The organism is Halalkalibacter sp. HAAS-P013 (assembly GCF_056619925.1).
Window position 1 is genome coordinate 215288 of record NZ_JBWQTU010000004.1, and the last position, 21521, is coordinate 236808.

Sequence of the window (21521 nt, forward strand, 5' to 3'; positions counted from 1 at the left end):
GTATAAGTAGATCGTAAGCAAATAGGAGGTTGAAAAGATGTCTAAGATACCAGTATTTGTATTGAGTGGGTTTTTAGGAAGTGGAAAGACATCACTGTTAGAGCGATTACTTCAAGAGTGTGATGTGAGAAATCTATCGGCTGCTGTTTTGATGAATGAAATCGGCAAAACAGATACAGATGGTGTGAGTCTTTCTGGTAAAAGTAAAATAATAGAAAAGTTGTTAGATGGATGCATTTGCTGTAGTAAAAAAAGTGAAGTCGCTCATAGTATGGAAAAGCTCATCGCATTGAAGCCTGATGTTATTTTTATTGAATTAACGGGTGTTGCAAATCCAGAAGAAGTTGCTGATTCTTTAACAGAACCAGCATTAATTAATACTGTGTATTTAGAAAAAGTAATTACGTTAATTGATGCTGAACATATTCTATCTTACAATAGTTTGTTTGAGTCGGATCGTGAATTAGTGAAGACAACTAGGAGACAAATAGAAGTGGCTGACTTACTCATTGTAAATAAGACCGATTTAGTGTCAGAATCAAAAAAGCAAAAAATATACAAGGTCTTAATAAAACAAAATTCAACGTCGAGAGTTTTCTTCTCAACTTATAGTAATATCGATTTAAATCCATTATTGAATCAACTAAAGTCTCCAAAGCATACCATAAAAGTGCGAATTAAGGGGGAACCTCACGATCATCACAATCATTCTCACCATCACTCTTTTTCTCGTATCAATAGCATTACACTGAAACTAGCCTCCCCAACCAATACAGCTGAAATTGAAACATTTCTCAAAAAGTGGAAGTCGAACCTTCTACGTGCAAAAGGATATTTATCTCTTTGGGATGGTACATACCTTATGCAGCATGTTATGAAACGAGTAAATTGGGAGCGCTCGTCTTACACTGGAGATCCCTACTTAGTTCTTATTGGCATCGAGTTGAATGAGGAAGAAATTAAGAAGGAATGGGGACGGATCGTTCAAAAAGCAGGTGCGTCATCATAATAGCTAAGACGTTAGGATTTTTTATTCATCCTGACGTTTTTTTATTCATCAAACAAAAAAGAAAATAGATGTATTTTTTACACTGCTATTAAAACGTAACTATTATGATTTGTGTACATGTTTACATCTTGTCCGCATATATTTGAATAAACAAAAGATGGAGGACTTTTATATAAATGCGGACTCAACATAATCTTACAGAAGTAATTGGTTTTATTCTTCTTGGAATCGCGGTTTTGATAATAGTTTTTAATGACCGATTAACAATAAGTAATTTGTTTCTTCCAGAGTCATTGCTAACCTTTAATATGATTTTTCTATCTATATTAATAGAAGCCATCCCATTTGTTTTAATAGGTGTTTTTATTGCCGGAATCATTCAAGTTTTTGTGACAGAAGAGCACCTTCAAAGGCTCATTCCCAAAAATAAATTATTAGCTGTCATTGCAAGTTGTTTCATTGGTGCTTTGTTCCCAGCTTGTGAATGTGGGATTGTCCCTATCGTGCGCCGTTTAATTGCTAAAGGCGTTCCTCTTTTCGCTGGAGTAGGGTTTCTTTTAACGGGTCCATTGATTAATCCAATTGTGGTCTTCTCCACCTATATGGCTTTTGGTGAGGATCTCAAGATGGCTCTTCTAAGAATGGGATTAGGGTTGGTCATTGCGATCCTTATTGCTGGAGTTATTTGTATTCTTTTCAGGTCAAATCAATTAAAACGAAACAAGGTATCTGTTGCTATGCAAGCACAGACGGTTTCCAAGCAACCAATTGGGAAGAGAATAAAGGCGATGTTCGAACATGCGATTGATGAATTTTTTGATATGAGCAAGTTCTTAATAATGGGCGCTATTTTAGCTGCATTTGTTCAGACCTATGTATCGACTAAATCCATTCTTGGTTTAGGGGAGGGGATTCTTGCTTCAACAATTATTATGATGGGTCTGGCTTATTTACTTTCTTTATGTTCAGAAGCTGATGCTTTTATTGCCGCCTCATTCCGACATCTCTTTCCACAAACCTCATTGCTCGGCTTCTTAATTTATGGACCGATGCTTGATTTGAAAAATACAATCATGATGATGGCAGTATTTAATATTCGTTTTGTTCTTGTTCTTATGGTGGTTATAACAGGTGCAGTATTAGGGGTTTTACTTTTCGTTCATCCATGGATTTAGAAGGAGGGAGAGACGATTATACATATACAAGTAAGGCAAGTGATAAAGGCTTTCGTGTTATTGCTCTTTGCTGTGTTTATTTTCATATTACATGAGAGTGGGGAGATTACTCGCTTTATTAATCCTGATTATCTCTATTTCAGTCAAATAGCTTCCGTAATTTTTTTGTTTTTATTTTTTGTACAAGTACCTCGTATTTTTACTACATCACAAAATGAACATGACCATAGCGAGTGTGGACCTTGGGGATGTAATCATGACTCGGGTGAAGGAGGGTTTTCGCTTAGAGCTTTATTTGCTTACGGTCTAATCACCATTCCTCTTCTAAATGGGTTTCTTCTTCCTTACAAAGATTTTGGTGCAGAGGAAGCACTCAAGCGTGGGGTTAGCTATTCAACCCATGATCATGGTCATTTGGTAGACCATAAGCTAATAGAAGCAAAAGTGGATCATAGAGTACAAGAAATGTTAAATCAGCCTGTACTCTATTTTGATAATCATAATTTTGCAAGCTATATAAGTGTTGTCACAACTTATCCCGAAAATTTTGTAGGAAAGCCAATTGAATTGGAAGGTTTTATATTAGAGGATGATTTTCATTCAAAAAATCACACAGTCATTACAAGGTTTCTAGTAACCCATTGTGTTGCGGACGCTCATGCAACCGGACTTGTTATCGAAAGCGGAGATTCATTAGGAATCCAAGAAAATACATGGATCCGTGTAAAAGGGGAATTGAATGTAAGAAAAGATGATCGGAACCTAATTGCTATTATTAATGTTAGCAATTGGCAAGAAATTCAACCCCCAATAGATCCATATGTGTACCCTTAAACTAATAAGCTACAATAATTATTTGAATTGTAAAGACAACGATCTAATAAAGTTCGAATGGCAGACTGATCGATATCGGTTCCAATGAATAGAAACTCTGTTAATATCCCTAATGATGTTGAAGAATCTATTTCAGTTGTGTCAACTTGGATCGAAGAACCTACTTGTGAAATAGAATAAAATTCTTGTGCAATGGGGTTATAGCACCTTCCTTTCATTCGAAAGACCTCATTTGGGAACTTAGAAAAACTCGACTCTAAGCGAGTAAAATCGATTGGCGAAAAGCTCTGATAAATAAATGTATCAATCCCATGTTGTCCGATGACTTTCAGTTGATTTCTTGATGAAAATAATTCAATTTGATGTGTATATAGGGAAGAGGCTGCTTTTGTATCAAAAGCAGTCTTCCTATTATTCATATGCCAGTCAAACTCTTCAACTAAATTTATTAACGCTTTAGGTTGTAAGCTTCGTATGAACATCAATAATTCACCCATTCGTTCATGTGAAAGCTGTTCTCCATTCATCAAAACAATTGAGTCAGCTAATTCCAACTGATTAATGAGAGTTTCTCCTATCGTATAAGAAGTGGCCAGGGCGGAATCGGTATTAATAATGATTTCGTGTTCTGAGAAATATGAAAACCAAAACTCCCTTGTATCAATAACGTGAATGTGAGACGTAAGGAACCATTTTTTAATTCCCATAGTTAAGCCCTCAAAAAAAGAGTGAATATCAGAGACGGGATAAACATCCACAATAATATTAGTTGTATTCTTATTTTGAGCTTCCTTTTTTAGTGTTTCTAGTAGATTGAAAAATGTATTGATCTCAACATCATGAACAACTTCGCTAATGAACTGTGTAAGTAAAAAGGTATCATCTAGATTTCTGACAAACTCAATGTCTGTTGGACGAAAGAGAATGACCCTCACATTGTTTTGAGTGTCACCTTTTATCTTCTTTATAAGCTCAGCTTTTTCTTTTAAGGAGAAGCCTGTAATAATTGTAAGAGATCTTTTCCTTTCCACACCTTCCACATCCTTTTGCTCATTTGCCTTACCAGCTAGATTTTTTCACACCAGGAACTTGCCCTTTATGAGCAAGCTCTCTAAATGCAATCCTAGAGAGTTTAAATTTACGAAGAACACCACGTGGCCTACCTGTCATCTCGCATCGTCTTGTTAAGCGACTAGGTGCAGAGTCCCTTGGGAGTTTACTGAGACCAATATAGTCACCTTTTTCTTTTAACTCTCTTCTTCTTTCAGCATAGCGAGCAACAAGTTCTTGTCTCTTAAGTTCTTTTGCCACTTTTGATTTCTTAGCCATTACAATTAACCTCCTTTGATAATAGTAATCATTACGTTTTATATAATATAGAAAAAGGTTGGTGAAGTAAAGTCTACCTGGAAATAAATCTGTAGCCTTTTGTTAGAAGAAGCTAGGAAAGGGTACAGACGAATTTAGTTCATTTTATGTGCGGATGAAAGCGAAAATACCTTTGCAATACATATGACATATAGTGTTTATAAGTATTGATTGAAATGGCGGTACAATTAATAATTTGGAATCCTTCCTTTTCGTCATGCGTAAGATGGTAAAGATAGACAAAAAGGAGGGGCATGTAATTTAGCTATTTATTGAACAACTTCACTAGGCGATTGTCACATGTTCGCCTATTTTTGCGTATAGTATAAAAAAAGACAAATTGGTGCTTAAACGGAACAACAAAGGGGTGTGCATCATGAGTAACCCGGTTAACTCCAAAAAAAGAGGACGTATTAATGTCGTATTAAATCATAAACCAATTGAAAAGATGGGCAAAAATGAATCTCTTTTTCAAACAGATTTAGAAAAAGAAGAACATGATATTTTAACCCGCTTTGAAGAAAAACTTGAAGAATATGTTGGATTAGAAGAAGTGAAGCGTCTTGTGAATGAAATTTATGCTTGGATTTATATTAACCAACGACGTGAAGAGCTCGGTTTAAAAGCAAGTAAACAAGTGCTTCATATGATTTTTAAGGGGAATCCTGGAACAGGAAAAACAACAGTTGCAAGAATTATTGCAGATTTTCTTCACCAAATGGGAGTGCTTGCAAAAGGACATTTTTTGGAAGTGGAAAGAGCAGATTTAGTTGGAGAATATATTGGTCATACAGCCCAAAAAACGAGAGAGGTCCTAAAAAAGGCTAGCGGTGGTGTGCTTTTTGTTGATGAGGCCTACTCATTAGCTAGAGGGGGCGAAAAAGATTTTGGGAAAGAGGCTATAGATACGTTAGTTAAAGCGATGGAAGATCATCAACATGACTTTGTCTTAATTTTGGCAGGTTACTCTAAAGAAATGGAGTATTTCTTATCGCTCAATCCTGGTTTGCCGTCACGATTTCCGATTGCGATTGATTTTCCTAACTATACGACGGATCAATTAATGGAAATGGTAAGGAGAATGTTAGCTGAACGCGAGTATGAGTTAACGACAGATGGAGAAATTCATATACGTGAACATATAAGGAGAATTAGGTATGAACAAGAGCGGACATTTAGCAATGGGAGATACATTAGAAATATTATTGAGGAAGCGATCAGAATGCAGGCAGTAAGATTGCTAAAGGAGAATGCGTATGATCGAGAATCTCTCCTTACGATGAAACGCGAGGATTTTAAATTTCATTCTTCCCATGTGAAATTGAACTAACGAAAAGCCAATCGACCGAAACTTGGTTGATTGGCTTTTTCTTGTCAAATGCCAGACTTTGATTTGTCTTTTCTATTTTCTTCTAGTTCATGGTATGATGCGTATGAACGTCTTCGATGGACAAAATAAAGGTAAGATCGAAAAACAAAGGAAGTGGATATTCTTGCAGGAGATTAATCATAAAGAAACGGAGAACGTTGTCCTAGTCGGGTGTCAATTTGAAACAGATGACATCGCTTTTGATAATTCAATGGAAGAATTGAAAAGTTTAGTCGAAACAGCAAAAGGGACCGTTGTTGGAACGATTACACAAAAGCGTCAAAAGCCTGAACCTTCTACTTATATTGGAAGAGGAAAAGTTGATGAATTACAAGTCCTCTTAGATGAGAAGGACGTAGATACGATTGTTTTTAATGATGAACTTTCTCCGAGTCAAATACGAAATGTTCATACCAGAACGAAGAAAACGGTTATTGATCGAACTCAATTAATCTTAGATATATTTGCCTCACGCGCGCGATCGAGAGAAGGGAAGCTTCAAGTAGAACTAGCGCAGCTTTCCTATTTACTTCCACGACTTGCAGGACAAGGTTTAGCCTTGTCAAGACAAGGGGGAGGAATTGGTTCAAAAGGGCCTGGGGAGACACAGCTCGAAAGCGACCGCCGTCACATTCGCCGAAGAATGGATGAAATTAAACATCAACTAGAAGCGGTTGTTGGACATCGTCAGCGTTACAGGGAGCGTAGAAAACAAAATGAAGCATTTCAAGTTGCGATCGTCGGTTACACAAATGCTGGTAAATCAACGATCTTAAATCGCTTAGCAGAAGTGGATACATTAGAAGAAAATCAATTGTTTGCTACACTTGATCCAACAACAAGACAATTTAATTTACCAAGTGGTATGAAAATTCTTTTGTCAGATACCGTTGGATTTATTCAAGATTTACCTACGACTCTTGTTGCAGCGTTTCGTTCTACGTTGGAAGAGCTGCAGGAAGCTAATTTACTTTTACATGTAGTGGACAGCTCAAACCCTGATTACGAGCAACATGAGCGAACGGTGAAAGAATTAATTCAGGAATTAGATTCAGAAAACATTCCACAATTAATTGTTTATAATAAAAGTGAACAAAAAGATGCGAACTTCTTTCCAACACATGATGAAGATTCCATTGAGATTAGTGCATTCGATAAAGATGATCTCGACAGCTTAAAACAAGCCATTGAAGAAAAATTAATGGAGCAAATGACAGAATACCATGTTTTATTAAAGGCAGAGGAGGGAAGTTTACTTTCTAGATGTCGTGAATCAACGATTATTAAGAAGCAAGAGTGGAATGAAGAAACAGAGCATTATGATATTCAAGGCTATGTTATTCCAACTACTGCATTAGGACATGAACTGGCCATTCGTTCAATTATTGAACCAAAGAAAGTGAAAGTTGAGGACTAAGTATGTTGAAGTTAAAGCACCAGAAAAAGCTTGATCAAATCACACAAGAAGTAGAGCAGCAAATAAGGGAGCATCACCAAGAAATAGAAGAGGTTACTCTTCATAATCAGGCAAAGGTCATGAAAGCTTTCCGTAACCATCAAGTAGCTGATTTTCATTTCACACCATCTACTGGATACGGGTATGATGATGTAGGGCGAGATACGTTAGAATCGATTTATGCAGAAGTTTTTGGTGGAGAGGCGGCTTTGGTCCGCCCTCAAATTATTTCGGGGACACATGCGATTGCAACTGCCTTATTTGGTGTACTTAGACCTGGAGATGATCTCCTATACATAACAGGGAAGCCGTATGATACGTTAGAAGAAATTGTAGGAATTCGTGGTAATGGAAATGGATCGTTAAAGGAATTCCAAATTGGTTATGATGCAGTTCCATTAATGGAATCAGGCTGGATTGATGAAGAGAAAATCCGTAATTTAATAACCGACAAAACGAAAGTGATTGGAATTCAACGTTCGAAAGGGTATGGGGAACGGCCTTCCTTTACAATTGGACAAATCCAAGAAATGATTCAGTTTGTTCGATCGATTAAAGAAAATGTCATTGTGTTTGTAGATAATTGTTATGGGGAGTTCGTAGAAACAATTGAGCCCTGTGAAGTAGGTGCAGATATCATGGCCGGTTCTTTAATTAAAAACCCAGGTGGTGGTATTGTAAAAACAGGTGGATACTTAGTTGGGAGAAGTGATCTTGTTGAACTTGCTTCATATCGATTAGCAGCTCCAGGAATTGGTGCTGAAGGAGGGGCAAGTCTATACAGTTTACTGGAAATGTATCAAGGTTTTTTCTTAGCCCCTCATATTGTTTCGCAAGCTTTAAAGGGTGCTGTATTTTCAGCTGCAATTTTGGAGAAGATAGGTATGAACACGTCGCCTAAATGGCATGAAAAAAGAACGGACTTAATACAATCCGTTAAATTTCCCTCAGCTGAGAAAATGATTGCTTTTTGTCAAGCAATTCAAGCTGCATCACCAGTAAATGCACATGTTTCCCCACAACCAAGTGCTATGCCGGGCTACAATGATCCCGTCATTATGGCTGCTGGTACGTTTATTCAAGGAGCCAGTATTGAATTAACGGCAGATGGACCGATTAGGCCACCATATGTTGCCTATGTTCAAGGTGGTCTAACCTATGAACATGTCAAAATTGCTGTATTACAAGCGATTGATTCAATTATGGTTTAAAGCGAGTGACAAAAGTGTTCGTAGTACTTAGAACACAAAGTTTGGCACCGTTACATAAAGTTGACAGTATACAGTGCATCTAGTAACATTAAACTTGAAATAGATTCACTGTGCATAATAGTTGACTAGCTTTTTATTGGAAGAAGAAACAAGGCCTTTGCGACTTGTTTTTCTAATATATTTAAGTTTTGAAAGGGGAGTACATAAAATGGCAAAGTTCACAAAAGAAGATATTTTAAGGATTGCTGAAGAATCGAATGTTCGCTATATTCGTCTTCAATTTTCGGATTTACTTGGCACAATTAAGAATGTAGAAATCCCGGTAACTCAATTAACAAAGGCACTAGATAATAAGATGATGTTTGACGGTTCTTCAATTGAAGGCTTCGTTCGTATTGAAGAGTCGGACATGTATTTATACCCTGATTTAGATACATGGGTTATTTTCCCTTGGACACCTGAAAAAGGGAAGGTTGCACGTCTAATTTGTGATGTATATCTTCCAGGAAAACCAGGAGAAGAACCAACACCATTTGCTGGAGACCCACGTGGAATCTTAAAAAGAGTGTTAAAAGAAGCTGAAAAAATGGGTTATACAGCATTTAATATCGGACCTGAGCCAGAGTTTTTCTTATTTAAGAATGATGAAAATGGCGAGCCGACATTAGAGTTAAATGATAAAGGTGGCTATTTTGACTTAGCTCCAACAGACTTAGGGGAAAACTGCCGTCGTGATATCGTATTAGAGCTTGAAGATATGGGCTTTGAGATCGAAGCATCACACCATGAAGTGGCTCCTGGTCAACATGAAATTGACTTTAAATATGCAGATGCTGTTACAGCATGCGACAATATTCAAACATTTAAGTTAGTTGTAAAAACGATTGCACGTAAACATGGCCTTCATGCGACATTTATGCCAAAGCCATTATTCGGAGTGAATGGTTCAGGTATGCACTTGAACATGTCATTGTTCACAAAAGAAGGAAATGTATTCTATGACGAAGGAACAGAATCACAATTAAGTGATACAGCTATGCAGTTCTTAGCAGGAATCCTTGAACATGCCGAAGCATTTACGGCAATTACTAACCCGATTGTTAACTCATACAAGCGTCTTGTACCTGGATACGAAGCTCCAGTTTATGTTGCATGGTCAATGCGTAATCGTAGCCCATTAATTCGTATTCCTTCTTCAAGAGGCGTAAGTACTCGTGTTGAAGTTCGTAGTCCAGATCCAGCTGCAAACCCATATTTAGCTATGGCAGTTATGTTAGCTTCAGGTTTAGACGGAATTAAGAAGAAATTAACTCCGCCACCAGCAACAGACCGGAACATCTACATCATGAGCAAAGAAGAGCGTGAGGAAGAAGGCATTGATGATCTTCCAGCTACATTAAAACAAGCAATTGATGCTCTTGTGAAGGACGATGTTCTTGTAAAAGCTCTTGGAGAGCATGCAGTTGAAAACTTTGTAGAAGCAAAAGAAATTGAGTGGGATATGTTTAGAACTCAAGTACATCCATGGGAACGTGACCAATATATGCAAAACTATTAAGATGATCAAACCCTTGACACTATTGGTGTTGAGGGTTTTTTTTGGGGAAAAGAAATTTGTGAAAAAGTATGTAAATCGAACCTTAAAAGGATAAATATGGTTCTCTTACAAACGCTAAATTTAAATAGTAAAAAGGAGATGGTTTTGTTGAGAAAAGTTATGTTAGGTTTGTTTGTTTCGGTCGTATTGTCTGCAGGGGTGATGCCGGCAGTTGGTGCGGAAGGGCCTGCTGATGTAAAATTAACAGAAGAGCAAAAGACTGAAATGGCTGGATTACATAAGGACTTGTTTGATCAGAAGAAAGAGATCGTTACTAAATATGTTGAATATGGTGTATTTACAGAAGAAAAAGGTCAGAAAATCATTTCTCATATAGACAAGCATTATGACAAGTTAAAGGAAAATGGCTTCGTTCCTAAATGGGATAAAAAACATCATAATCATCAAGAATAAATCTTATTAAAAGGGTTATCACAAAAGGTCGTTTTTTTGACCTTATTGGATAACCCTTTAATAATTTTGTTGCTTAATCATCACAGAACAAAATAAGCTCCCACAATAATTAATAAAATAAACAAAACAAGAATTAATATTAAATCAAATGTACTGCCGCCAGCCACCTCATTCGTAGTAATAACGGGACTCCCATATCCATATCCTGAATCATAACCATAATAATACATGTAATAGCCACCTTTCTCTAGGAATATTCACAAAATCATAGAGTAGTGAGGAAATATACCTCTAAAAAAAATGTATACGTTAGCCTATGCAAGACTATAAAAAGTGACAAAGAAATCCAAAAAAAATAGCTTGACCCTAAACTTCAACTACAACAAAAGGTCATTTTCATCTTTTTCCAGACATAGACTAGCTCTAAATGAACATGTACCAGTCATGTAAGGGAGGAGTTCAAATGGATAAAGCATCAATAAGTCGCTTTACAATTTTAATATTTGCAGTTATTAATACTGTTTTAAATTTACTTGGGTATCAAACTATTTCAGAACAATTTATAAATGATGTTGTTGCTGTTATTTCAGGGGCTTATTTTATTTGGGCAGGATGGAAAAATAATTATATTAGTAAAAAAGGTATTCAGCAAAAAGAGGTATTAGAAAAACATAAACTTCATTAAAATTTTAAACAGCCCCTGCATTTGCAGGGGCTTACATGGTTTAGATGTTTTTCGTGGAGTGATATACAGAACCATGTTAATTATATAATGACCCAATTTAGCTGTAATATGACAATCATTTAAAATTTAACCAAAAAATGGTTATTGAAGGCTTGTAAAAACAGGAATTCTATATTGTTTTCTTCTGGGTTATCACTAATAATTAAGTATAGGGGTGTTTATAATGAGTAAAAAGACTGTGTTGTTAATCATGTATGTATTATCAGTAATGTTTTTCCTAAGAAGCGTGTTTCGCATACTCTTTAACGAAGGTACAGGTGGTTATGGAATGGTCATTGTCAGTGCGTTAGTCATGACATTTGTACTTCTTACTTATTTAAAAGAGAGAAGAAAAGAAAAGGAACAACAAGAAGCAGAGGAACTGTCCAAATAGGATTCTGTTTTTCTAATTGAAGTAAAAACCAAGCATGTCCCTTATGGGGCATGCTTGGTTTTTTTAGTGAATGGTACGGAATACACCAATGACTTTACCTAACACTGTACACTCTTTAAGAAGGATAGGAGCCATTGTAGAATTCTCCGGCTGCAGTCGAATATAATCTTTTTCTCGGAAGAAACGCTTTACCGTTGCTTCATCTTCCTCTGTCATCGCTACAATAATATCCCCGTTATTTGCCGTCTGTTGTTGGCGAACAATGACCATATCTCCATCAAAAATACCAGCTTCAATCATGCTGTCACCTTGAATAACAAGGACATACGTATTGTCACCTGATACAAGGTGTTCAGGAAGAGGCAAATAATCTTCAATATTTTCAATTGCCGTAATAGGTAGACCAGCCGTTACCTTTCCAAGCACTGGTACATATGTTGTTTTCTTATCTGGGACTGGTACTGTTTCATTTTCTAAGTCTAATACTTCAATCGCTCTTGGTTTAGTAGGGTCTCTTCTTATAAAACCCTTCTTCTCTAATCGTGACAGATGTCCGTGAACAGTGGAACTAGAAGCAAGCCCTACAGCTTCTCCAATTTCTCTGACTGAAGGGGGATATCCTTTCTTTTTTACTTCTACTTTTATAAAATCTAGTATTTCGAGTTGGCGCTTTGATAGTTTTGACATATGTACACCCCACAAAGTTTCCTAATTGGATAAATTGTACCATGCGAACATATGTAATGCAAACAATTGTTCTAAAAATCCATTGACACAAACAATTGTTCGTATTATCATAATAAGCGAACAAACATTCTTATTGAGGTGAAGGAAATGATTAGACGTTTTTCGGGACAAGAAATTTTCATAATATTAGCAGCAGTAGCTGTATTATTATTTATGTATGCGGCCATTATTTTATCTGCGCCTACACATGAATCAATAGAAGATAAAGAAGTATATAGTGAGCAACAAGTAAGTAATAATTTAATGAATGAAGAATATAGCTTGATGGTTGCTACAGTATTTGAGAGAACAGTCCATGAGTAGAGCTGTTATTTATTGTCGTGTTAGTACGAACAATAAGGAACAAATATCTTCTCTGAAAAGGCAAGCAAGAGAGTTAGAAGAGATAGCGGTTAGCAAAGGTATACAAGTTATTGATATTATTGAAGAACAGGCTAGTGGATATGATGTTGATAGAGAGGGAATATTACAAGTACTAGATTATTTTCAAACAGGTGAAGCAAACATCCTTTTAATACAAGACGATACAAGATTAGGAAGAGGACATGCGAAGGTAGCTCTTCTTCATCAAATACGAAAACTCAGTGTTCGTGTATTAACAATCCAAGCTGATGGCGAATTAAGACTTTCTGAAGCGGATGAAATGGTGCTAGAGATTGTGTCTATTGTAGAAGAGTTTCAAAGAAAATTACATAATAGCAAAATAAAACGTGGAATGAAAGAAGCAATAAAAAACGGTTACAGGCCAGAGAGAAATATAAAAAATAGTGTTGGAGCGGGTCGTTCGAAAAAAGAGGTTCCCATCGAAGAAGTAGTTAGGCTTCGAAACATGGATCTAACCTTTCATGATATTGCAGCAACGTTAAGAGGGTTCGGCTACGATATATCAAAAGCAACAGTTCATAGGCGTTATCAAGAATATCAGAAAGCGGAAACTAAAAGCAGTGAGCAATAATCCGGTTGTTTTAAGTTGAAAACCGAATTCGGTTACGGTAAAGTAAGTGGATGAATCGGTAGAAAGAGGTGCTCATTATGCTTTCAAAAGAAAAACTAGCTAGAATTAATGAATTATCTAGACGAGCTAAAACAAGTGGATTAACGAAACAAGAAGAAAAGGAGCAACAGTCTTTACGTAAAGAATATCTGCAAACATTTCGTGCATCGTTTAAAAATCACCTACATTCGGTTACAGTTGTTGATGATAATGGCAATGATGTAACACCAGATGCGTTAAAAGAAAGTAAAAAAAATAAAAATAATCCAATGCATTAAAAAGTCTCTAAATTCAGTCTTTAGAGACTTTTTTGCATGATGAAAGATTTGTCTGAATGCTTGTGAAATTTAAGGATACAGTATAAGATGTAAAAGAATAGAGAAAGAAATCAGATATTGTGGAAGGGTAGGGAAAAGAAAGTATGACGAAAATAGTAGATCAACTTGCAGTTAATACGATTCGTACACTATCAATTGATAGTATCGAAAAAGCAAACTCGGGACACCCTGGTATGCCAATGGGAGCAGCGCCTATGGCGTATAGTATTTGGACAAAATTTATGAATCATAACCCAGAAAATCCAGAGTGGGTTAATAGAGACCGCTTTGTTTTATCTGCAGGGCATGGCTCAATGCTTCTTTATAGTTTGTTACATTTAACAGGATATGATTTATCATTAGAGGATTTACAACAATTCCGTCAATGGGGAAGTAAAACACCAGGCCACCCTGAATTCGGTCATACACCAGGTGTAGAAGCAACGACAGGCCCACTTGGACAAGGAGTTGCAATGGCAGTGGGGATGGCAATGGCTGAGCGTCATTTAGCTAGCACATATAATAAAGATGATTTCAATATCGTTGACCATTATACATATTCAATTTGTGGAGATGGGGACTTAATGGAAGGTGTTTCTGCAGAGGCTGCGTCTTTAGCAGCTCATCTTAAGCTGGGCCGTCTTATTGTCCTTTATGATTCAAACGATATTTCGTTAGATGGTGATTTGCATATCTCTTTCTCAGAGAGTGTAGAGGATCGCTATAAAGCATATGGGTGGCAAGTAATTCGTGTGGAGGATGGCAATGATCTAGATGAAATCAATCGAGCGATTGAAGCAGCTAAACAAGATGACCGTCCAACTTTAATTGAAGTAAAAACGGTAATTGGTTACGGTTCACCTAATAAATCAGGAAAGTCTGCTTCACACGGTGCTCCATTAGGGAAAGAAGAAGTAGCTTTAACGAAGTCAACATATGAATGGCTACATGAAGAAGAATTTCATATTCCATCTGAAGTAAGTGAAATGTTTGCTGAAGTAAAAGCAGAAGGTGCGAAGAAAGAAGAAGAGTGGAATGAACTATTTGCCAAGTACAAAGAATCTTACCCAGAGTTAGCAGCTGAATTTGAGCGTGCAAATAGTGGGGAGCTTCCAGAAGGTTGGGATTCAGAAGCACCAGTATACGAAGCGGGATCAAGTATTGCCACTCGTTCATCATCAGGTGAAGCATTAAATGCTTTTGCTAAGAAAGTTCCTGAATTGTTTGGTGGATCTGCTGACCTTGCAGGTTCTAACAAAACATACATGAAAGATTTAGGTGATTATTCACGTGATCATTACGAAGGACGTAACATTTGGTTTGGTGTACGTGAATTTGCAATGGGAGCTGCTGTAAATGGTATGGCTCTTCATGGTGGAGTAAAAGTCTTTGGAGCAACATTCTTTGTATTCTCTGATTATTTACGTCCAGCTATCCGTCTAGCAGCTCTTATGAAGTTACCGGTTATTTATGTATTTACTCATGATAGTATTGCTGTTGGTGAAGACGGACCAACACACGAACCTGTTGAGCAACTAGCGGCATTGCGTGCAATGCCAGGTCTATCTGTCATACGCCCTGGAGACAGCAACGAAACAGTGGCAGCATGGAAGGCGGCTTTAGAAAGCAAGGATACACCAACAGCTCTTGTGTTAACACGCCAAAACTTAAAAACACTAGATCATACAGCAGAGCTTGCGTATGAAGGTGTTAAAAAAGGTGCGTATATTGTTTCGAAATCTAGTGGTACAACCGATGTTCTTTTACTAGCATCTGGATCAGAGGTTCCATTGGCAGTAGAAGCTCAAGCTGTTCTTGAGAAAGATGGCATCCATGCTGATGTTGTAAGTATGCCTAGCTGGGATCGTTTTGAGAAACAAACGCAGTCTTACAAAAATGAAGTGATCTCACCAGATGTAAAAGTACGTCTTGGTATTGAAATGGGTTCACCATTAGGATGGCATAAATATGTTGGGGACCATGGTGATGTATTAGCAATCGACCAATTCGGTGCATCAGCTCCAGCTGAGAAGATTTTAGCTGAATATGGCTTCACTGTTGAGAATGTTGTAGCAAAAGTTAAAGCATTACTACAAAAATAATTTATGAAAACTGACTCATTAGTCGGGTTTTAGTTGAAATCTAGTACTAAAACCCACTCATTTTGAGTCAGTTTTTTTGTTCGACAAAATTAGTGGTTATCTGCTCCGCTTTCAGACAATCATTTCACTAGAGTTCTCGTATACTAGAGAAAATAAAATGCGAGAGGGTGTCCATGATGAGACATTATGAATTGTATATTTTTGAAGAAGATGTTGCTCGTCAATATTACGGACAAGAAGCAAAGTTATTTTATCTTTTTCTTGAGCATGAAAAAGTGAGAGGGAGCCAAAAGGAAATTTTAAGAAAGCAAATTGAATTTATTACCAAACCAATACCGGCCCTATTATTACAACAAAAACTAAAACAGGATCTTGTGAAAATTGAGGGGTATAAAAAAAAGAAAAATACACATGTGATTGATATTCCTGACCGTGATTCTAAAGCAGAGCTTGTAATTGGTGCTGATGCACTCTACTTAACAGCCGATGGGTCGTTTGATGTAGAAACCATGTTCTTTGAAATCCTTAGGAAATGTGAACCAACCTTTTTTGCATTTACAATTGAAGAGCATCGCTATGGCTGGTTAAAGCCTATAAAGCAAGAGGATTTGCTTAGAACAACACAAGTTTAATGAGAAGCCAAGCGATATTTTTCTGAAGTGCTTTTAAATCTCTTGTCATTAAGATATAATAGATAAGGTTGATTCGGGATTTTCCCGACAGGTTTAGATAGCACGAAGGAGGACGTTGGACTTATGTGGATTCATATTTTAGGGTACACCCTAGCTGTTGCAGCAGGTATTGCAATTGGCTTCTTTATAGCACGTAAGACGATGATGTCTTATTTGAAAAAGAACCCACCATTTAACGAGCAAATGCTCCGTGTCATGATGATGCAAATGGGACAAAATCCATCGCAAAAGAAAATTAATCAAATGATGAAAGCGATGCAGAAACAACAATCTAAATAATTGTATGGACAAGCACCTCAAGTTTGGGGTGTTTTTCTACTTTTATACGATTTACTTTTAGTCGCCTATAGTATCACAACAAACTATTTTTCGAAGGGAAAAGGAATCACAACAAGGTATGTCGTATAATCGAATGAGTTTGTTCTAAAGGTGGAATGCAGGAAAGGCTAACGTTGGGTAGGAGAGGTGTCGTGTAAAAAGTGAAAGTGTTTAAAGATTTGTGGTGGTTTTTTAAGAAAGAAAAAGTATCGTATGGGCTAGGCATTATTGTGTTAGCTCTTGTTTCTCTTCTTACATTAACACCTCCATTAATAGTTGGGATCATAGTGGACCACATAGTAGATGTAACATTAACAACAAATATTTTACTAATGTGGGTTGGTGTTTTGTTGTTAATTGGCATTCTTACGTACGGACTACGGTTTGTTTGGAGAATTCTAATCTTTGGAGCTTCGATTCGATTAGCAAGGTTGCTTCGAAATAGATTATATGAACATTTTACAAATATGTCTCATCGTTTTTATCAACGTCACAGAACAGGCGATTTAATGGCGCATGCAACTAATGATATTCGAGCTGTGCAAATGACAGCTGGCCAAGGAGTGTTAACGTTAGTTGATTCATTAACGATGGGTGGATTTGTTATTATTACGATGGCAGCGACCATTAACTGGAAATTGACGCTGATCTGTTTAATACCGATGCCTTTTATGGCTTATTTAACGAGTTACTATGGAACGCTTTTACATAAGCGATTTCACTTAGCACAGTCCGCTTTTTCAGAATTAAATGATACTGTTCAAGAAAGTGTGACGGGAGTACGTGTGGCAAAATCATTTGGTCAAGAAAAGGATGAAATCAATCGATTTAAAGGTAAATCAAATGAAGTTGTTGAGAAAAACGTAGCTGTTGCTAAAATCGATGCATTATTTGATCCGACCATTTCTTTGATCGTCGGAATATCATATTTTTTAGCAGTTGTTTTTGGAGCACGTTTTGTCATTGCTGACGAAATGACAATTGGTCAATTAACGAGTTTTACTTTATACCTTGGCCTATTGATCTGGCCAATGTTAGCGTTTGGGTGGCTATTTAATATCGTTGAACGTGGACGTGCTTCTTTTGATCGAATTTCTTCATTATTAGCAGAAAAACAAGATATTACAGATGATATTGCAAAGAGCGATAACAAAGCAACTGGAGATATTGACGTCTCCATAGAAGAATTTTCATATCCTGAAAGTAACGATTACGCTTTGCAGGATATTGATTTTACACTAAAACAAGGACAAACGTTGGGCATTGTTGGGAAAACGGGGAGTGGGAAATCAACGATAATTCGTCTTCTCCAGAGAGAATATGATATAGAAAATGGGGTCATTACCATTGGTGGGAATAGGCTTGAAGAGTATAGGTTAGATGACTTAAAAGCTAGTTTCGGGAATGTACCACAAGATCACTTTCTCTTTTCGGCAACAATTGCTGACAATGTCGCGTTTGCAAAACCTAGTGCATCTATAACAGAAATTATGAACAGCTGTAAACTCGCAAGTATTCATGAAGATATTATTGGTTTTAAAGATGGCTATGAAACGGTCGTAGGTGAACGTGGAGTGACGTTATCAGGAGGTCAGAAACAACGGATTGCGATTTCAAGGGCTATTTTGCCAGATCCGAATGTGTTGATTTTAGATGATTCTTTATCAGCAGTTGATGCGAAGACAGAGGAACAGGTCCTAGAATCATTAAGGCTAAATCGTGCTGGGAAAACGACCATTATTACTGCACATCGACTTAGTGCCATTAAGCATGCCAATTTGATCATTGTTTTAGACGAAGGTCGAATTATCCAACGTGGGGATCATTCTACGTTAATGAAAGAAAATGGTTGGTACCGGAGAATGTATGAGCATCAACGATTAGAAGAGTTAGTGGAACAAGGAGGTCAGCAGGATGAAACATAAGGATCAAGTCTTAACGAATCACGAGCAAAGAGCTATTCTTTGGCGTTTACTTCGTTATGCGAAGAAACATATGAAATCACTTATGATTGCTTTTACTTTGCTCCTCCTTGCAACAGGTGCTGAGCTTCTCGGACCCATCTTAATAAAGATTTTTATAGATGATTATTTAACACCGCGGAACTTTCCGTTTGAACCATTAGTATGGTTAGGAATTATTTACGTTGTACTACATCTGTCTTCTGTTTTTATTAATTACTTTCAAGCATTTATGTTTCAAAAAATATCTTTGAAAATTGTTCAGCAACTTCGAGTTGATGTTTTTTCAAATGTCGAACGACAAGGCCTTGCATTCTTTGATCGTACCTCTGCTGGTGGATTGATCTCTCGAATTACGAACGATACAGAGTCCATAAAAGAGTTTTATTTGACAGTTCTTGCAAACTTTGTTCAAAACATCATGTTCCTAATTGGAATATTTATAGCAATGTTTTATTTAAATCCGACTCTTGGCCTTTTCTGTCTTGTCTTATTACCGATCATTTTTGGATTAATGCAGTTATATCGAAAAATTAGCTCTAAATTTTATGCGGATATGAGTGAAAAGTTAAGTCAACTAAATGCCAAAATGAATGAAACGATCCAAGGAATGGCCATCGTACAAATGTTTCGTCAGGAGAGGCGTCTTCGAAAAGAGTTTGGTGAGGTGAATGAAGAGCATCTCCAAGCTGGTATGAAGAGCATGAGGTTGGATGGCCTTTTGCTAAGACCAATGGTTGACTTAATTTCAATATTGGCCCTTATGTTGGTTTTAAGTTATTTTGGGATTACGTCTTTTACAAGTCCGGTTGAAATAGGGGTCTTATATGCATTTGTTAACTATTTGGATCGTTTCTTCGAGCCAGTCAATCAAATGATGATGCGCTTATCCCTTTTTCAACAAGCTATTGTATCAGCAGGGCGTGTCTTTAAGCTGATGGACTATGAGGAATATGCACCATCAAAGCAAGGTCGAGGATTACCTAAAATTGAAGAAGGTAGAATTGAATTTAAGAATGTTTCTTTTTCTTATGATGGAGAAACGGATGTTCTGAAAAATATTTCGTTTTCAGTAAAAAAAGGAGAAACCGTAGCTCTCGTTGGTCATACAGGAAGTGGGAAAAGTTCGATCATCAATGTATTAATGAGATTTTACCATCTGGATAGAGGGGATATTGTCATTGATGGACAATCAATCCAACATTTTGATAACAAGGAATTAAGAAATAATATCGGACTCGTTCTTCAAGACCCATTTCTCTATACAGGTACTATATCGAGTAATATTCGCTTATATCGTAACGATTTAACTGACCATGATATAAAAGAAGCTGCTAGATTTGTACGGGCAAATGAATTTATTGAGAGACTTCCACTTTCTTACGATGCCAAAGTAACTGAGAGAGGTTCGACCTTATCAAGTGGTCAGAGGCAGCTTTTATCCTTTGCTCGAACAATTGTCACAAATCCAAAGATCCTTATTTTAGATGAAGCGACAGCGAATGTTGATACAGAAACTGAGGAGGCAATTCAAGATGCCTTGAAACGGATGCAAAAAGGAAGAACTACAATAGCGATTGCCCATCGGTTATCGACGATTAAGGGTGCAGATCAAATTCTTGTTCTTCATAAAGGTGAGATTGTTGAACGTGGTAACCATATAGAGTTGTTAGAACAAAAAGGTCTATATCATAAGATGTATTTACTGCAAAAAGGTTCAACCGAAATAGAAAATGCTAATTCTCAGATTAAAGTAACGAAATGAGTTATAATTTTTAAAAAAAAGAGAGCCACATTCATTTTTGAAGGTGGTTCTCTTTATTATTAGCATTTTCATAGTGGTTCAATAAAGTATCCAACTCTTGACTGACGGTTAATACAGCATGTGACGAAAGTCCCTTCATGAGGGCAAGTTCTATTAATTCATTTCGCTTTTTTTCTATCGTTCTAAGTAATCCTTCGCTCATAGAGATTCCCTTCTTCTCTAAATCTTGTAATAATTATACAAATTAACTAGTAAATTTACAACCTTAACTCAATAAAAGAAGGGGAAAATAGGTATTATTTCATAGGTTATGTATGGTTCAAGAAAAAACTATATGAATTGAATTGAAACAAGCCGCGCTTTCCTGTATCTTTAAGTAATGAACAACTTTCACCGATAAGAAAGGGGTGAGCAGCTTGGACGAAATATATATATGGATAACATCAGTTGGAGCTGTAATTATGGCATCATTAGCAATCTTTATACGTTTAAAAGCGACGAAACGACCAGTATCTGCGAAAAAAATTATTATACCACCGATCTTCATGTCAACGGGGTTTTTTATGTTTTTATATGAACCAGCTCGACCAGCCTTTTTGCAAGTAATAGAAGCTGTTTTAGTTGGTATGATTTTTTCAATCCTACTTATTAAAACTTCAAAGTTTGAAATAAGAGATAAACAAATTTACATGAAAAGATCAAAAGCATTTGCGTTCATATTAATAGGGTTGCTGTTTGCTCGAATTATTTTTAAGCTGCTAATGGGAGATACAATAAATGTAGAAGAATTAGCAGGCATGTTTTTTTTGCTTGCATATGGAATGATTATTCCTTGGCGTATATCTATGTACATGAATTTTCGTCAATTAGAGAAAGGGTTAGAAGATTCACTTCAAAACAACGATATGCCAGTGGAAACTTAAAAATAAATAAAACAACAAAAGTAGACATGTGAATCGGCTACACTGAACTAGACAGAAAAATTAAGGTCAAGTAGACTACAGATAATATAATCGAGGAGAATCTACGATGACTAAAAGAGAACGCAGAACATTTACTGAGGAATTTAAACAA

General features: G+C 36.6%; 24 protein-coding genes. 19 read left to right on the top strand and 5 right to left on the bottom strand.

What is annotated here, in order from left to right:
* The first annotated feature begins 37 nt into the window (after window positions 1-37).
* From AC1FXP_RS08210 to AC1FXP_RS08220, 3 genes are all read left to right on the top strand, one after another.
* Window positions 38-1009 carry a CobW family GTP-binding protein gene (locus AC1FXP_RS08210; protein ID WP_480060186.1) on the top strand — a complete coding sequence of 324 codons (972 nt, stop codon included), beginning with the start codon at window positions 38-40 and terminating at the stop codon, window positions 1007-1009.
* A 176-nt stretch (window positions 1010-1185) separates the two neighbouring features.
* Window positions 1186-2184: a permease gene (locus AC1FXP_RS08215; RefSeq protein WP_480060188.1), complete on the top strand. Its 999-nt coding sequence runs from the start codon at window positions 1186-1188 to the stop codon at window positions 2182-2184.
* A gap of 54 nt (window positions 2185-2238) precedes the next feature.
* Window positions 2239-3018, top strand: a complete 780-nt coding sequence (locus AC1FXP_RS08220) for a TIGR03943 family putative permease subunit (RefSeq protein WP_480060190.1) — start codon at window positions 2239-2241, stop codon at window positions 3016-3018.
* On the opposite strand, the gene AC1FXP_RS08225 is transcribed toward AC1FXP_RS08220, so the two are convergent.
* Both AC1FXP_RS08225 and rpsN read right to left on the bottom strand, forming a co-directional pair.
* Window positions 3015-4049, bottom strand: coding sequence for a GTP-binding protein (locus AC1FXP_RS08225; protein WP_480060192.1), 1035 nt, complete (start codon window positions 4047-4049; stop codon window positions 3015-3017). The two genes, AC1FXP_RS08220 and AC1FXP_RS08225, sit on opposite strands and share 4 nt — an antisense overlap.
* 28 nt (window positions 4050-4077) lie before the next feature.
* Window positions 4078-4347 carry a 30S ribosomal protein S14 gene (rpsN, locus tag AC1FXP_RS08230; RefSeq protein ID WP_250095498.1) on the bottom strand — a complete coding sequence of 90 codons (270 nt, stop codon included), beginning with the start codon at window positions 4345-4347 and terminating at the stop codon, window positions 4078-4080.
* A 415-nt stretch (window positions 4348-4762) separates the two neighbouring features.
* Here rpsN and spoVK point away from each other — a divergent pair, with 415 nt between their 5' ends.
* The 5 genes from spoVK (at window position 4763) to AC1FXP_RS08255 (ending at window position 10433) form a co-directional block, all read left to right on the top strand.
* Entirely contained in the window at window positions 4763-5716 is a 954-nt protein-coding gene (spoVK, locus tag AC1FXP_RS08235) for a stage V sporulation protein K (RefSeq protein ID WP_480060194.1), read from the top strand.
* Between the two features lie 163 nt (window positions 5717-5879).
* Window positions 5880-7172, top strand: a complete 1293-nt coding sequence (hflX, locus tag AC1FXP_RS08240) for a GTPase HflX (protein WP_480060196.1) — start codon at window positions 5880-5882, stop codon at window positions 7170-7172.
* Window positions 7173-7174: 2 nt separating this feature from the next.
* Window positions 7175-8422: a methionine gamma-lyase family protein gene (locus tag AC1FXP_RS08245; protein ID WP_480060197.1), complete on the top strand. Its 1248-nt coding sequence runs from the start codon at window positions 7175-7177 to the stop codon at window positions 8420-8422.
* Between the two features lie 208 nt (window positions 8423-8630).
* Window positions 8631-9980, top strand: a complete 1350-nt coding sequence (gene glnA, locus AC1FXP_RS08250; RefSeq protein WP_250095502.1) for a type I glutamate--ammonia ligase — start codon at window positions 8631-8633, stop codon at window positions 9978-9980.
* Window positions 9981-10127: 147 nt separating this feature from the next.
* Entirely contained in the window at window positions 10128-10433 is a 306-nt protein-coding gene (locus tag AC1FXP_RS08255) for a DUF2680 domain-containing protein (RefSeq protein WP_480060199.1), read from the top strand.
* 80 nt (window positions 10434-10513) lie between these two features.
* On the opposite strand, the gene AC1FXP_RS08260 is transcribed toward AC1FXP_RS08255, so the two are convergent.
* A complete protein-coding gene (locus AC1FXP_RS08260; protein WP_480060201.1) occupies window positions 10514-10663 on the bottom strand; it encodes a YjcZ family sporulation protein in 150 nt (49 codons plus the stop codon).
* 233 nt (window positions 10664-10896) lie between these two features.
* Here AC1FXP_RS08260 and AC1FXP_RS08265 point away from each other — a divergent pair, with 233 nt between their 5' ends.
* Window positions 10897-11118, top strand: coding sequence for a phage holin (locus tag AC1FXP_RS08265; protein WP_480060203.1), 222 nt, complete (start codon window positions 10897-10899; stop codon window positions 11116-11118).
* Window positions 11119-11341: 223 nt separating this feature from the next.
* The gene (locus tag AC1FXP_RS08270) at window positions 11342-11551 is read left to right on the top strand and encodes a hypothetical protein (protein ID WP_480060205.1); all 210 of its coding nucleotides are present in this window, start codon (window positions 11342-11344) and stop codon (window positions 11549-11551) included.
* Window positions 11552-11614: 63 nt separating this feature from the next.
* Here the strand turns inward: AC1FXP_RS08270 and lexA are convergent, their stop codons facing one another.
* Entirely contained in the window at window positions 11615-12238 is a 624-nt protein-coding gene (gene lexA / locus AC1FXP_RS08275; protein WP_480060207.1) for a transcriptional repressor LexA, read from the bottom strand.
* Between the two features lie 147 nt (window positions 12239-12385).
* Here lexA and AC1FXP_RS08280 point away from each other — a divergent pair, with 147 nt between their 5' ends.
* The 8 genes from AC1FXP_RS08280 (at window position 12386) to AC1FXP_RS08315 (ending at window position 20447) form a co-directional block, all read left to right on the top strand.
* Window positions 12386-12601, top strand: a complete 216-nt coding sequence (locus tag AC1FXP_RS08280; RefSeq protein WP_480060209.1) for a hypothetical protein — start codon at window positions 12386-12388, stop codon at window positions 12599-12601.
* The gene (locus AC1FXP_RS08285; RefSeq protein ID WP_480060211.1) at window positions 12594-13253 is read left to right on the top strand and encodes a YneB family resolvase-like protein; all 660 of its coding nucleotides are present in this window, start codon (window positions 12594-12596) and stop codon (window positions 13251-13253) included. Before AC1FXP_RS08280 ends, AC1FXP_RS08285 begins: the two co-directional genes overlap by 8 nt.
* A 77-nt stretch (window positions 13254-13330) precedes the next feature.
* On the top strand, window positions 13331-13570 hold the full coding sequence (locus AC1FXP_RS08290; RefSeq protein WP_480060213.1) for a DUF896 domain-containing protein: 240 nt from the start codon (window positions 13331-13333) through the stop codon (window positions 13568-13570).
* A 143-nt stretch (window positions 13571-13713) separates the two neighbouring features.
* Window positions 13714-15711 carry a transketolase gene (gene tkt, locus AC1FXP_RS08295; protein WP_480060215.1) on the top strand — a complete coding sequence of 666 codons (1998 nt, stop codon included), beginning with the start codon at window positions 13714-13716 and terminating at the stop codon, window positions 15709-15711.
* A gap of 173 nt (window positions 15712-15884) precedes the next feature.
* A complete protein-coding gene (gene sirA, locus AC1FXP_RS08300; protein WP_480060217.1) occupies window positions 15885-16343 on the top strand; it encodes a sporulation inhibitor of replication protein SirA in 459 nt (152 codons plus the stop codon).
* A 123-nt stretch (window positions 16344-16466) separates the two neighbouring features.
* On the top strand, window positions 16467-16682 hold the full coding sequence (locus tag AC1FXP_RS08305; protein ID WP_250095513.1) for a YneF family protein: 216 nt from the start codon (window positions 16467-16469) through the stop codon (window positions 16680-16682).
* Between the two features lie 200 nt (window positions 16683-16882).
* Window positions 16883-18646, top strand: a complete 1764-nt coding sequence (locus tag AC1FXP_RS08310; RefSeq protein ID WP_480060219.1) for an ABC transporter transmembrane domain-containing protein — start codon at window positions 16883-16885, stop codon at window positions 18644-18646.
* On the top strand, window positions 18636-20447 hold the full coding sequence (locus AC1FXP_RS08315) for an ABC transporter ATP-binding protein (protein WP_480060221.1): 1812 nt from the start codon (window positions 18636-18638) through the stop codon (window positions 20445-20447). Before AC1FXP_RS08310 ends, AC1FXP_RS08315 begins: the two co-directional genes overlap by 11 nt.
* A gap of 31 nt (window positions 20448-20478) precedes the next feature.
* Here AC1FXP_RS08315 and AC1FXP_RS08320 read toward each other — a convergent pair whose 3' ends face one another.
* Window positions 20479-20649, bottom strand: a complete 171-nt coding sequence (locus AC1FXP_RS08320; protein ID WP_480060223.1) for an aspartyl-phosphate phosphatase Spo0E family protein — start codon at window positions 20647-20649, stop codon at window positions 20479-20481.
* A 214-nt stretch (window positions 20650-20863) separates the two neighbouring features.
* Between AC1FXP_RS08320 and AC1FXP_RS08325 the strand changes: the two genes are divergently transcribed.
* Window positions 20864-21370: a CcdC family protein gene (locus AC1FXP_RS08325; RefSeq protein WP_480060225.1), complete on the top strand. Its 507-nt coding sequence runs from the start codon at window positions 20864-20866 to the stop codon at window positions 21368-21370.
* The last annotated feature ends 151 nt before the right edge of the window (window positions 21371-21521 follow it).